We start from the raw sequence: 14,016 nt of genomic DNA on the forward strand, positions 1-14,016 counted from the left end.
GTTGAAGACTCTTTATTTAAAGTAATAGCGAAAGCCTGACAGGACGTCAGGCTAGCTTTAGTTGGCCATGGATGGCCTATCTAAAGCGTGAGCTATTTTCGAATAAGCATGAGGCTTGCTCGCTTTTAAGAGCAATTTCGTTGGGGCGGCAAGGGATGTCGAGAAGGGAAATGCTGTTGTTTCCCTTTCGTCGGGTGTGGGCGAAGCGCCTTGACGTTGACCTTAATCCAAACGAAATTTGGAAATGAATTAGGCAATGACGCTCATAACCAAGAGTGTATTTGTACAATGATGAAGACTCTTTGTTTCACTCAGCAGAGAAACTAGAATTGTATTCTTTCTATGATATAACTCATTGTTGAGACTATAGTTTGCTGCTATTCTTGATTAATTAAACTACTGGCTGCAGTTCTTCTTAAAACCGTTATCATTCGGAATTCAGCCTTACATACTGTAATACGATAAGAGTAATCGATGAGTATTGAAAAAGATTTATCAGCAATTGCAGAGTTTCAAGGTGAGTCTCTTACAAAGAATTTATCTATAATCGAAAGTCAAATTTCAGGAATTTCTACTTCAGAATGTGTCGAACTCTGCAATTCATTTGGTGTTGATGATGAACTTATTGGCTCAGTGAGAGCTGTAAAAAAAGTGGCTGGGCAAATCAATGTTATTTTGCATGCTACAGGAATAATGAACTCTCTAGGTCGACTTCTAAAAGATGGAGAAGAAGTTCAAAGTGTTTCTCTTGGCGCTGGTAATACTGGTAGAAGGTTCGACTTAGAAACCAATTTCCAAGTTGCTGAGTTTAAGTTTATTGATTGGCAAGGTGGAGCTGAAACGATACGGCAAAATGCACTTTTTAAAGACTTCCACAATTTAGCTGAGTTTGAGTCCAAAAAAGAGAAAAACCTATATGTTGTCGGAATAGAACATCCACTAAAATTCTTCAATGGAGGTAGAGCATTAACAAGTGTTCTTTCTAAACAACCGGCTATTTTAGAATCTATCAAAATAAAGTATGGCAATAGTGTTTGTAAAACCCGTGATTATTACAACCTTCACAAAAACTCTGTTCAAGTTAGGGATGTCTCCCAATATTTAACACACATATAACAAGCACATCCAAGCGAGCGCATAAGGCGGCGCTGATGGAGGAGTTATCCGTCTATGGAGTATTAATTTTAGTATGGATATTATTTATTATATTCTAAGCTGTCTCGGTGGAGCATTGCTTCTTTATCTTACTGCTTACACTAAAGTAAAAGGAAAAAATCAAGCTTTAAAAGAAGATGTTGAAAAGCTTGAAAATGAAAAACAAAAAATAATTGCAAAATACCGTGCTGAAACGGAAGAAATAAAAAAACAACACACTTTAGATATTGAAAAAAGAAAGTATAAGTATGAAATAAAAAGAGCTGAATTCTCAAAGTACTTTGCTTTGTTAGATGAGTTTCACAATAAATGTAACTCTGTTTTTCTTGAACAATTTAAACCAATAATTACAGAGTTCTATATTGGTTTTTTATCTGATGCCCCTGAAATCAAACATCAATCAACGATTAAATATAATGATGAAGTTCAATCTCTTATCTTTGATTTACATGAAGAGCACATAAAGGTAAAAACAGAGCAAAATAGCATTAGGCTCATTGCATCAAAAGAAGTGGATGATTTATTAGATTCGTTAGAAACTTCAGTAAAACATGCGACTGACATATCAACTAATATGCTTAAGTTTATGACAACGGATGAGTTTTGGGCAGATCAAAGTTTAGTAGCACCATTACAGGAACAACTTACTGTTGCAGGAAATGATGTTTTAAATTTACATATTAAACTTCGTGAACAAATGAAGCTGGAGCTTAATGAAATATGAACTGTTAACGAGTCAATCAAAATAAGTCGATGTTAAGCAAACTTATTGCCGACCTCATTCCCAACCTAACAATACCCAACTTCAATTTAGGCTGAAACTAAAAACGCTAACCGCTTGGTTGTTACCCAAATCGATTAGCGTTTTTTATTGCCATTAACCTTTCAAAAAGTGCTTTCCAACAGCTTCTTAAACGATAACAAAAACAAGAACAGTCCTATTATGCTTCTTTGCCTAAATGCTGATATAAGCGCTGATAATCAGTATTATCTGACATTAATTGTTGATGACGGCCACTGGCTTTGATTTTGCCGTTTTCCATCATATGAATACAATCCATTTCAGCCATGGCGGTTAAACGGTGACTTATCATCAACATGGTTTTGCCTTTAGCTAAGGCAAATAACAGTCGTAATATTTCGCGTTCAGTGCGCTTATCAAGTCCTTCTGTTGGCTCATCAAGTAGCAAGATTGGTGCGTCACGTAATAAGGCTCTAGCGACCCCAATACGGCGCTGCTCTCCGCCTGATAACTGTCTGCCGCCTTCACCAATCCAGCTATCTAGGCCAATCTCTTCACCTCGATCGGTAACCGTTTTAGAGGTTAATAAGGTTTCAAGTCCAACCTGCTTCAGTACCTCAGTTAAGCGTTCATCATTCGCACGCCTTTTTTGACCTGGGACATGGGGTAAGGCAATCGAGAGGTTATCTCTCACTGTGCCCGCAAATAAATGAATGCGTTGACTGACGACAGTCATAGATGCTCGCAGTGTGGCCTCATCATATTCAGCAATATCTAAACCGCCTAAGGAAATTTGCCCTTGCTGCGGCTGCCACTCACGTGTGATCAAGCTTAATAAACTCGACTTGCCACAGCCTGTTGCGCCTAATAACGCGACTTTACTCCCTTGAGGTATGTGCAGGTTGAGTGCCGACAATACTGGGCTGTTTACTTGATAACCAAACTGAATATCGTTAAGAATAAGCTCACTTTGTGGTAACTGGTCAACATCTCCGAACCTAATATCTGCAGTTTGCTCAGTCACTTCAGAGATCCGTTTTGCCGCTAATACACAACCAGATAAGTGTTGAAATGCGCCAGCAATCGGCATCATCATTTCAATGGTCGCCATGGTGGCAAAAACCATCATAGCCATTAATGGGCCTGGCGGTACGCTTTCACCCACACCTTGACCAGCAAGATACATCATCATCACCACAGCTGCGCCATTGACCATAATCAATAAGGCTTGGCTCAAACCAGTAATATGCGCCATTGCAGCTTGGCTATTGAAGAGCGCTAGCTCTGCTTGATGTAGCTTTTCACGGTAGCGAGCATTGGCCGAAAACAGCGTCAATTCTGCCTGACCTTGAATCACATCAAGCACCAGCACCCGAAAACGGCGCTTATTATCAACAACCGCTTCACCGGGTTTTCTACCCAAACGATAGAACACTAACGGTAAAATTAACCATGCAGCCAATAACCAAACCGTTAAACTGATAGCGAGTGCGGCATCAAACCAAGCGATAAAGGCATATAGTGCACCGACCGTCAACAATGATGCAGACATTGGTACTAATAATCGCAAGTATAAATGATCCAAAGTATCGATATCGGCCACTAACCGATTAAGCATATCCCCTTGCCTCAAACCTTGTAGGTTGCTAGCACTTAATGGGAATAGCTTTTTCCAAGACCATACACGTAACTCGGTGAGTAATTTAAAGCTCGCTTCATGTGTTGCTAATCGTTCACCATATCGGCTTGCTGTGCGGGCGATAGATAAAAAACGTACACCACCAGCGGGGGTAAAAAAGTTAAACGCTAACGCCGTGGCCGCCGTTAAGCCCGCTATCGCAGTCGCCGATAAAAACCAGCCCGATAATGACAAGAGGCCGATGCCTGCAATAATCGTAGTGCAAGTGAGAAAAAGGCCAATCAGCATCATGAACCACTGACGCTTAAACAGCTTAATGAAAGGCAATAATGACTTCATTACGCGCCCTCCTTTTCATTATCAGCAGGCTCTGAAAGACTGAGCAAAACATCATTATCATCTTGCTGTTGCATGCTGCTGAATAACCCACTGTGTTGGCTAAGTTTTGCATAATGCCCCTGCTGAACCAGCGAGCCATTATCAATCACTAAAATATTGTCCATATGTTGTAATTGCTCTAAGCGGTGCGTCACCATAATACAAGTTTGCGATGTCATCACATCGCTCAGGGCACTTGATACTAACTGCTCGCTATGGCTATCTAAGCTTGCTGTTGGCTCATCAAGCAAGAATAAGCTTGCGGGTTGAGCTAAGGCTCTAGCCAGTGCAATACGTTGCGCTTGCCCAACTGAAACCCCTGATGCTTGATCGCTAATGATGGTATCGAGCCCTTGTTGCTGACTGGAGACAAACTCTGCAATATTGGCTTTTTCCAACAACCCCATTACTTGATTGTCGTTCAACTCTGGATTCGCTAGGCACACATTGTCACGGATTGAACCATGAAATAGCTGAGGATCTTGCCCAAGCCAAGCAAGATGCGTTCGCCATTGCTGCTTATCTATCACACTCAATTCAACGCCATTAACATTGAGTGAGCCTTTGTAAGGTAAAAAACCGAGCAACGCATTCAATAAACTGGTTTTGCCAGCTCCGCTTGGGCCAACAACAGCAACTTTTTGACCCGATTGGATCTCAAATGAAATTGGGCCGAGTAGCCGCTCTCCTGACAAGGTGAGCACCTCAAAGTCTGTGGCTGTGATAGCGATTTTTGATAACGACACTTGATGGTGCTGTGCGGTTTGCTCACTAAACTTACCATCAACTTGCTTCAACGGGTTGGGGTGTTCAAGCAATTCAACTAACGCCTCAGCCGCCCCAATAGCCTGAGCTTTGGCATGATAATGAGTCCCTAAATCACGTAATGGTTGAAAAAACTCTGGGGCTAATATCAAAATAAACAAGCCGGTGAACAGGCTAATTCCTGCGCCGTAATGACCGAAGTTAAGATGATCTAAATAACTAAAGCCAAAATACACAGCTAATACTGCAATAGATAATGCCGCAAAAAACTCCAACACCGCCGAACTTAAAAAAGCCATTCGCAGTACAGACATGGTTCGTTGTCTAAAGTCCTCTGACGCGGCTTCAATTTTATTCACTTCCGTATCGCCACGGTGGAACAATTTAAGGGTACTTAACCCTTTTAACCGATCCATAAAATGGCCACTTAAACGAGATAGCGCGCTGAAATTTTTACGGTTAGCATCAGCAGCGCCCATTCCCACCAAAATCATAAACATAGGAATTAATGGCGCTGTTGCAAATAAAATAACCCCAGCAGCCCAGTTCATCGGAAATACTGACACCAAGATAATCAGTGGAATAAAACCTGCGAGCATCATTTGTGGTAAGTAGCGGGCGTAAAAGTCATGTAAGTCTTCTACCTGCTCTAGCACAATACTGGCCCAAGCCCCAGCGGGTTTCCCTTTGATAAATGCTGGGCCTAAATCTGTGAGCTTGTTTAAAACCGCCTCACGAATATCTCGACGTAATCGCTTACCAGCCTCAAAACTCAATCGCTCACGAGCATATGCAAGTCCAGCACGCACTAAAATGAGTACAACCAGTGCGATAAATTGATTAGTGAATTGACTCATTGGCGCTTCAAGCATGATCACACCGTGTAAAACATGAGCCAACAAATAGGCTTGTATTACTATTGCGACACCGTTTAGTGCCCCAGTAAAAATGCTGAGTTTCAAGAATATGCCACAAGAAGACTTTTGCTTTTTAAGCCATTGGCCGAGAGATTTTTCTAGATTTTTATCCATTTTATTCCTGAAAATGACAGCACTAATGAGGAAAATTGCCGCAGTATCGCAAGCTAACGGCCGAGATAACAGCCGTTTACAGAGAAGTGTTAACTGATTCACACATTGCTAATAAACACTGTGTTAATGATGAACTATAATTCTAAGCCATAGTCGTTATTAGCACAGTAAAAATAAGCTAAATATTTGTTCATCTTTGCCGTTAATATTAGTGCGATTTGAACCCTAATTGGAGAGGAAAAGTATATTACCCCTTCAATTATTGCCATGATGAAAACGATATAACCTATGTTGCCAATCCACTTTCTTCTAATAGGGATAAAGAAGGTACATTAATATGGATGTTGATCTTTTAGTACGCAGAGCGCACGCCTTTAATCACTTATTTGACGCCGTCATAATTACAGATGCCGCTGGATTCATTATCGATTGGAATGATGGCGCACAGCATTTGTATGGCTACGCTAAAAAAGACATTATCGAGAAACCCATTGCCCAATTGCTTCTGCAAGAAGATAGCACCACGATGACAGAGTTGGTCAATAATGCGTTAGAGCAACATGGCAAATGGTCCGGTGAATTGCGCTTTTTACATCAAGACGGCTCAATTGGTTGGCAAGCGTCAACTTGTGTGCCTTTATTTGATGACAACCAGATGTTTATTGGCGCACTGATCGTCAATCGTGACATCACTCAACGGGTCAATCAGTCGCAGCTGCAACTGAACCAAGCCTGCTATGATCAACTCACTTCGCTACCTAACCGCTATTTATTAATGGATCGAGTGCAGCAATCTATCGAGCGTTGCAAACGCACACGAACTCGATTCAGCCTGTTATACATTGACTTAGATGAATTTAAAAAAGTGAATGATGCTGTTGGCCACCTGCAAGCTGACAAAGTGTTAGTAGAGATCACTTCAAGGTTACAACGGGTCATTAGAGAATCAGATACGTTAGCCAGAATTGGGGCTGATGAATTCTTATTATTACTTGAAGATGTTACTGACAATAACGATATTTCTCAGATGGCAGAGGTATTAATTGCAACGCTTGACACCCCATTTATCCTGAATGACCAATCATTATTTCTCAACTGCAGTGTCGGCATCGCCACCTATCCAGATTCAGGTGAAGATTTTGATAAACTTATCAAAGCAGCTGATTTCGCTATGTATAAATCTAAACGTCAAGGAGGAGCAACATACCGCTTTGGCTAACACTCTGACTCTGATAATAGCCGAAACTCAATCATAGAAATGGGCTTAATTAACCATTATATTTTAGGTGGTTTAGCACCAAATTTAACCAATACATGCCACATCAATTTTAGCTGTTGTAGCTGCTGTGCCTGCTTACCACGTTCACTCCATGCAACTGGGGTTTCGGTTAATACTTGCGCAGCACGGCCAATCACTTCTGCATTAATCTTATTATCACGGGCTATTACCTTAGCCAATTCAGGCATAGTCGCTCCACGAAAATCAATGGGTACTTGCGCCACCTCAAGTTGGTAACCAGGGTGCCAAAGCAGCTCAATATCATATTCATCGCAAAGCAATTGCATCACATCACCAGTATCTGTTGCTTTAAAGCTTGGATCCGCCACCAAATAAGCAATATCGTCATCTAAAGAAACATCACCATGAATCTGCGCTTCGATGTAATGATCCAAATTAGCCGATGCGGGTCTTAAAAAGCGCCTCTGAATCCCGAGTGGTAATTGCTGCTTAACATGATCCACAATATCTGCAGGCTTAATGTTATTAACACCTAACGCATATTGACGCTCAAAACATTCACTCAATAACGCAGCCAACACCACTTCAAAATTCGCTAATGTGCCTTTTTCCTTAGGTAAGCGATATGAATCCATATAACTAAAAGTGCAGCGAGACAGTAATTGCGCATGTGTAAGAAAATAGCAGCTACCAAATCGAGGCGCTGGCCCCATAGGGCACAAACCAATATCTAACGCACCATATTTAGGTCGCTGTTTCACGCCTGAGTAACACTGGCCAAAAAGCTGATTCTCCCAATGATCACGCGGTCCACCTAGTTCAGGTGATAACTGACCATTGGATATATGCGTTTCAAATTGGCTTTTATACACCCCATCTTTAAGCAGTCCTGCAGCGACGGATATACCTCGGCTATCAAGACGGTCTGGGTGAAAGTGAAGTGCTACTCGGCCATGCTGATGTAACGAGTGCATAGCCTGTTGCACATCGAATGTAGGAATATTCGACATTAACAACACATTTTTAATCACTGAGCTCGAATGCTCACGAAGGCTGGCAATGGTGCTTTCGATATGGGATTGTGCTGCTGATTTTCGATTCATACCTGCACCTCCCTTGCATTTGATGTCGTTGACAATGATGAGAAACAACCTGCTAAGTTATTGTATTTCATTGTATGTAAAATAATCTGCTTTAGCACTTAAGATTAAAACTAATTCATTAAAAAATAGGCTGAAAACCCCATAATCGAATATTTACCTATAAGCGACAATAAAAGAAGAATATTTAATCGATTTAATGGCGCTCTAGCAGTGTTTCAGGTAAGCTTCACGGCCGCCATTTAGTGGCACCCTATTTAGTCAAAGCAACATCAGTGTTGCCCAAAGAGATCATTCTATGAGTTTTGCCTCACTAGGCTTAAGTACAGCAATTTTAAAAGCTGTTGAAAAACAAGGTTACGACACTCCATCTGCAATTCAAGAGCAAGCTATTCCAGCCGTATTAGAAGGCAAAGATGTCATGGCTGCTGCGCAAACGGGGACAGGTAAAACCGCTGGATTTACCTTACCTTTGTTAGAATTACTCTCTAAAGGCCAACGAGCAAAGCGCGGCCAAGTTCGTGCTTTAGTGCTTACTCCAACACGCGAACTGGCAGCCCAAGTTGCTGAAAGCGTCTCAACATATGGCACTAACTTACCGCTAAAATCGGCCGTGGTGTTTGGTGGCGTATCCATTACCCCTCAAATCTCAACACTAAGAAACGGTGTTGATATTTTAGTAGCCACCCCAGGTCGTTTATTGGATTTATGCCAACAAAAAGCGTTGAGCTTTAGCCAACTTGAAGTACTGATTTTAGATGAAGCTGACCGCATGCTAGACATGGGCTTTATCCGAGACATTAAAAAAGTATTGGCCATGTTGCCAAAGCAACGTCAAAACTTAATGTTCTCAGCAACCTTTTCTGATGAAATTCGTGAACTTGCTAAAGGCTTAGTTAACAACCCAGTTGAAATCTCAGTGACCCCACGCAACGCCACAGCCAACACGGTTGAACAATGTGTTTACGCTGTCGATAAAAGTCGTAAAGCTCGTATTCTAACTAAGCTAATTAAAGAAAATGATTGGCATCAAGTGTTAGTGTTTTCACGTACGAAACACGGCGCTAACCGTTTAGCTAAAAACCTCGATGCCGAAGGTATTAATGCCGTTGCTATTCACGGTAATAAAAGCCAAGGCGCGAGAACAAAAGCCCTAGCCGATTTTAAAGCAGGCAAAGCACAAGTCATGGTTGCGACTGATATTGCAGCACGTGGTATCGATATCGATCAATTGCCATTTGTGGTGAACTTTGATTTGCCGAATGTACCAGAGGATTACGTTCATCGTATCGGTCGTACAGGTCGTGCAGGTGCAACAGGCTTAGCAGTATCACTTGTGAGTGACGAAGAAGTGAAGTTACTCCATGACATTGAAAGGCTCATCAAGCGTACTGTTGAACGTAAGCTCATTGAAGGTTACGAAGCTTGTCACGATTTACCTGAAGCAAATTTAAAAGGCGGACATCGCACAGCGAATCATAAGAAGCCAAACCCAAATCGCCGTAAGCATGCCAACCAAGCTGACAAACCAAAGCAAGGGCAAAAACAAGGACAACGTCCTGCGCCAAAAGGCAATACAGATAAGCCAAGTCAGCGCCAACGCGCCCGTGCTCGAGCTGAAGCTGAAACAGCTCAAGCGGAAGGCAGTAAAAAGCCACAAAGAAGACGCCAAGGTCGTAATGACCAAACGGCAACTCAAGGCAAAGTCGACCCTTACGCGAATGCTAGACGTTAAACATTGAACTTAATCAGTCACTAACACTTTGTCTTATAGGCATGAAAGTAAACCTTTCATGCCTATTTTATTTGCCTGTTCCAGCGTTTGATTCATAAGCTTCCCCCTCAATAAAGTTGCCAGATTAACGCTCTTCGTCCATCATAATTAATGATAAATTAAACAATTTCATTCATGGAAGATTTATGAAACATACAGGTTTATTCATTGTGGTATTGCTTTTAGCAATAGGCAGCCTATTTGTTGGCTTACAAATGGGTAAAAGTCAGCTGAATCAAGTTCAAACAAATCCACCTACCGCGCATAATAGCGATGAAGACGCTGAGCAAAATAATTCAGCTTCGGTAGCAAAAGTGATTGATTCTAGCTCAATTGATTTGGTTACGGAGCTAAAACAAGAAATCGAGCACCTGAAACAACAACTCGATGAAAAAAATACGTTGATTGATTCAATGAATGCCTCACTTGGCTTATTAGAGCAGCAAGTTGAACTTGCCTATAATGAGATCGATGAAGCAGGACAAGCGACATCTCCTTTTCACCAAGAACCTGACGCCATCACTGCCGAGCAAGCCAGTGTATGGGTACCTGCAGCCTATGCCGATATCGTCTCCTCGCAACAAGGGGAAATGGTTTCCTTATTTAAACGCCATCATCAAGCAGAAATCGATCCCAATTGGGCGAGTGAAAGAGAGCAAGCCTTGTTAGATTCTTTTGCTTTAAGTGAATATGCCGATATGGTGAACATCAGTGCAGTGAATTGTAAAACCACCACTTGCGAAATAAGAGGTATTGAACTGAAACCCAATGGTTGGATGCTCGCAAGTCAACAACTGCAAGGAAGTGAACTCGGCAATAATGTGAGTTCTTGGTCTTACCTTGCCAGTGCTAATGACGGTGAAACTCTGATTTATATGCTCTCAGAAGCTAAAGAAGCAGGCAGCGAAGGCGAGCAATCACAATAAAATATTCCCACGTTGAATTAAACGAGCCTAGTCTCTTGAACAATAAGGGCTTAGCTCGTTGAAATCAGACTAAAGCCCAATATAAAAAACCAATTAAAACCAATAACCTCCACTCAACTTGATTTGAAACCTTATGGTCAAAACCACTCTCATGGCGCTGATGACTAACTCACTCAACGTTGCTTCAATCATGATCCAATAAAACGTCATTGACGTACAAACAAGTGAATTGAGCAATGCTCAACAGATGACAGCAAAGCTGTGAGTGATTTTGATGCCGTTTTACTACTAAGTTAAATACCCAATTCAAGTAAAATTAACCATACCGCCATCTTAGTACGTCAATATTCATGCATTAGCGGGACGTCAACAATGTGAAGGAACACACTGACCATGCATCAGATCAATACAGACTTACAGATACAAGTAAACCCGATTCCACATTCAAACCATCTTGTATGGATTATCGATAACTTTATCGCTGATTTTGATGCCCTAGTCCGTTACAGCAAAGAAAAAGCCTATTTTAATCCAGTAGGTGCTGACGGTACTTTGTTTCCAGGGGTGCGTGATGAAATGCCCAAACCCTATTATCAAAGCTTATCATTGCTCATAGACAAGCTCTCACAGCAACCTAATGGCGAACAATTTAAGCAACATAAAATAGCCAAATGCTGGCTTTCAAAAGTCACTCTTAGTCCTTTGCAGCTAAATGCGACTCAAACAATGCCGCACTTTGATTCATTATCAACACATGACATGGCCGCTGTTCACTACCTAAACGATCAGCAATTAGGTGGCACTAACTTTTACCGCTACAAAGGTGCTGACACACTGCATTTATCTCAAGATGACAAAGACATAATTTTAAAAATGGTCGATGAAGTGAAGCAAGCAGCTGTAACACGTAATGGATATATTAATGACTCAGATGAGCTATTTGAGAAGGTATTCAGCATTGAAGCCAAACCCAATAGATTAGTGATTTATTCGGGCAATATTTTACACAGCGCCAATATCACCAACAAAGTTGAATTTGATAAAAAGGCGCCAAATAATCGCACCTCAATCAACTCATTTTTTAGTGTTGCCTAAGCAGTGACTACCTTTGCTCAAGCTCTAATGACCTTATGTGTTCGTAATTCGTCTTTACTAAGACAATCTCATATCGAAGATGAAATTAAACTTACTTCATAATAGCTAGTTCGATGACTAACATCCTAATAAGATTATATAAATGATTAGAAATTAATTGGTTGAAAGGATGTCACCAAGATGAACATTACTCGCTTCGATACACAGTCGCATCAGCTTAATGCTAGCGTTATTAATGTGAGTTACGATCGATGGACAGGTCGTTTTACTCTCACAACTGATCTTATTCAAACCAATGCCAATCATCATGATGAGATCTGCAACTCGCCTACTTCCACAAAAAACCGCCCACTCGCTCCAGTCAACATTAAACGGGTACTGAGTACCAAGAATATCTTTTTTAATCCGTTTTCCCACATGGCGTTTCGACTTAATGGGATAGATTATCTCGTTAGTGTGAGCTGGTTTATGATTTGGCGATCAAGCCTTTTTCAAACAAATTCACTCGTTGATGCTAATCAATCAACCGTGAGCATTTCAGAGCTACTCCCACGTCGACATAGGCGCAGCATTATCCTATGCAGCTATGTGGCTGTCATCACCAGTATTAAGCTCGGGTTGATGCTATTTTTGGCATGAAACAGATAAGCTGAAACATAAAAAAAGCGAGGATGATATGACTCATTCTCGCTTGTTGTTAGTCACAATTAATCGTGACCATTAATTATAAAAACCAAGCACGGTAAGTCTTACCTTTTAATCGTCCTTTGGTTATTTTATTCAACGCTTTTTTCGATGCATCACGCTTCACAGCAACAAATGAGCGGATATCAGTCACTTTAATCTTGCCAATATCAGCACCATTAATACCGTTCTCACCCGTTAAGCCACCCACAATATCGCCAGGGCGAATTTTATGCTTTTTACCGGCATCGATTTGAATGGTGATCATTTCCGCTTCTTGCGGCTGCTTGTTAAGCACGTTCATTGAAGGCAGTGTTTCACCATCAATTTCTTTGCCGATAAGCTCTTCAATTTCAACCATTCTATGGCCATCAGAATGACTAAAGAAAGTGTATGCTGCGCCTTTACTACCAGCACGGCCTGTACGGCCAATACGGTGAATATGCACTTCAGTGTCGTAAGCAATGTGATAATTAAACACCGCTTCTAAATCTTCGATATCTAACCCACGCGATGCCACATCAGTCGCCACTAAAATACGCGCACTACGGTTAGCAAAACGCAGTAGCATTTGATCGCGATCGCGCTGTTCTAAATCGCCATGCAAGGCTAAAACACTGAAACCTTGCTCAGCTAATGTGTCGGCCACTTTTTGCGTTTCACGTTTGGTATTACAAAAAACCACTGCACTTTCAGGCTGTTTCTCTAATAACAATAAACGTAACGCTTCTAAACGGGCTTGGTTGTCTTCTGTGTGATAGAAATGCTGTTCAATCGTATGATTATCATGAGTAGCCTCGACTTTAACCATCAGTGGCTTATACATGATTTGCTCAACAATTTGCTGAATTTGCTCAGGGAAGGTTGCACTGAAAAGCAGTGTTTGTCTTTCATGCGGCGTTTCAGCAATAATTTGATCAATATGATCTTGAAAGCCCATTTCTAACATGCGATCGGCTTCGTCTAATACCAACATATTCACATTGCTAAGATCTAAACGGTTGCGATCTAAATGATCAACAATACGCCCTGGCGTACCAACAATAATATGTGCGCCATGCTCAAGCGAGCCGATTTGAGGCCCCATAGGCACGCCACCGCATAACGTCAGTACTTTCACGTTATGTATGCCACGAGCTAGCGTACGAATATCCTTGGCAACTTGATCTGCCAACTCACGAGTTGGGCATAACACCATAGTTTGAATACGAAAACGTTTCACATTCAACTTATTGAGTAAGCCCAAACCAAACGCAGCAGTTTTACCTGAGCCGGTCTTTCCTTGGCCAATTACGTCATCACCAGCAATAATCGCGGGTAAGCTTTCTGCTTGAATTTGAGTCATAGACTCATAGCCCATGGTTTTTAGGTTATCAAGCAAATCTGGTTTCAGATTAAGTGATGCGAAAGCCGTATTAGCGGCCTGTTCAGTAGACTGACTCAAGGTGAATATCCTCTGATATCAAAGCAAAATTGGGATAATAGAA

At 41.4% G+C, this 14,016-nt stretch carries 11 protein-coding genes; 6 read left to right on the forward strand and 5 right to left on the reverse strand.

All coding sequences use genetic code 11. From position 1 onward, the window contains the following. Nucleotides 1-474: 474 nt before the first annotated feature. Nucleotides 475-1,116 (forward strand): hypothetical protein, encoded by a 642-nt coding sequence (locus AN944_RS11990; RefSeq protein ID WP_055024862.1) that lies wholly within the window; start codon nucleotides 475-477, stop codon nucleotides 1,114-1,116. Nucleotides 1,117-1,189: 73 nt separating this feature from the next. Beyond that, a complete protein-coding gene (locus AN944_RS11995) occupies nucleotides 1,190-1,879 on the forward strand; it encodes a hypothetical protein (RefSeq protein ID WP_055024863.1) in 690 nt (229 codons plus the stop codon). 217 nt (nucleotides 1,880-2,096) lie between these two features. Here the strand turns inward: AN944_RS11995 and cydC are convergent, their stop codons facing one another. Further along, nucleotides 2,097-3,875, reverse strand: coding sequence for a heme ABC transporter ATP-binding protein/permease CydC (gene cydC, locus AN944_RS12000; protein WP_055024864.1), 1,779 nt, complete (start codon nucleotides 3,873-3,875; stop codon nucleotides 2,097-2,099). Then, a complete protein-coding gene (gene cydD, locus AN944_RS12005) occupies nucleotides 3,875-5,710 on the reverse strand; it encodes a heme ABC transporter permease/ATP-binding protein CydD (protein ID WP_055024865.1) in 1,836 nt (611 codons plus the stop codon). The genes cydC and cydD overlap by 1 nt, the downstream gene beginning before the upstream one ends. 337 nt (nucleotides 5,711-6,047) lie before the next feature. Between cydD and AN944_RS12010 the strand changes: the two genes are divergently transcribed. Beyond that, entirely contained in the window at nucleotides 6,048-6,929 is an 882-nt protein-coding gene (locus AN944_RS12010; RefSeq protein WP_055024866.1) for a GGDEF domain-containing protein, read from the forward strand. Between the two features lie 56 nt (nucleotides 6,930-6,985). Here AN944_RS12010 and AN944_RS12015 read toward each other — a convergent pair whose 3' ends face one another. Beyond that, nucleotides 6,986-8,053: a DUF3626 domain-containing protein gene (locus AN944_RS12015; RefSeq protein WP_055024867.1), complete on the reverse strand. Its 1,068-nt coding sequence runs from the start codon at nucleotides 8,051-8,053 to the stop codon at nucleotides 6,986-6,988. 295 nt (nucleotides 8,054-8,348) lie between these two features. Here AN944_RS12015 and AN944_RS12020 point away from each other — a divergent pair, with 295 nt between their 5' ends. The 3 genes from AN944_RS12020 (at nucleotide 8,349) to AN944_RS12030 (ending at nucleotide 11,845) form a co-directional block, all read left to right on the forward strand. Next, nucleotides 8,349-9,785 carry a DEAD/DEAH box helicase gene (locus AN944_RS12020; protein WP_055024868.1) on the forward strand — a complete coding sequence of 479 codons (1,437 nt, stop codon included), beginning with the start codon at nucleotides 8,349-8,351 and terminating at the stop codon, nucleotides 9,783-9,785. Nucleotides 9,786-9,970: 185 nt separating this feature from the next. Next, the gene (locus tag AN944_RS12025; RefSeq protein WP_055024869.1) at nucleotides 9,971-10,750 is read left to right on the forward strand and encodes a hypothetical protein; all 780 of its coding nucleotides are present in this window, start codon (nucleotides 9,971-9,973) and stop codon (nucleotides 10,748-10,750) included. 393 nt (nucleotides 10,751-11,143) lie between these two features. Beyond that, nucleotides 11,144-11,845, forward strand: coding sequence for a DUF6445 family protein (locus AN944_RS12030; RefSeq protein WP_055024870.1), 702 nt, complete (start codon nucleotides 11,144-11,146; stop codon nucleotides 11,843-11,845). 153 nt (nucleotides 11,846-11,998) lie between these two features. Here the strand turns inward: AN944_RS12030 and AN944_RS21525 are convergent, their stop codons facing one another. Both AN944_RS21525 and dbpA read right to left on the reverse strand, forming a co-directional pair. Further along, entirely contained in the window at nucleotides 11,999-12,262 is a 264-nt protein-coding gene (locus AN944_RS21525) for a hypothetical protein (protein ID WP_144430186.1), read from the reverse strand. A 307-nt stretch (nucleotides 12,263-12,569) separates the two neighbouring features. Next, on the reverse strand, nucleotides 12,570-13,973 hold the full coding sequence (gene dbpA / locus AN944_RS12040; RefSeq protein WP_055024872.1) for an ATP-dependent RNA helicase DbpA: 1,404 nt from the start codon (nucleotides 13,971-13,973) through the stop codon (nucleotides 12,570-12,572). Nucleotides 13,974-14,016: the final 43 nt, after the last annotated feature.

The organism is Shewanella sp. P1-14-1 (genome assembly GCF_001401775.1).
GTDB lineage: Bacteria > Pseudomonadota > Gammaproteobacteria > Enterobacterales > Shewanellaceae > Shewanella > Shewanella japonica.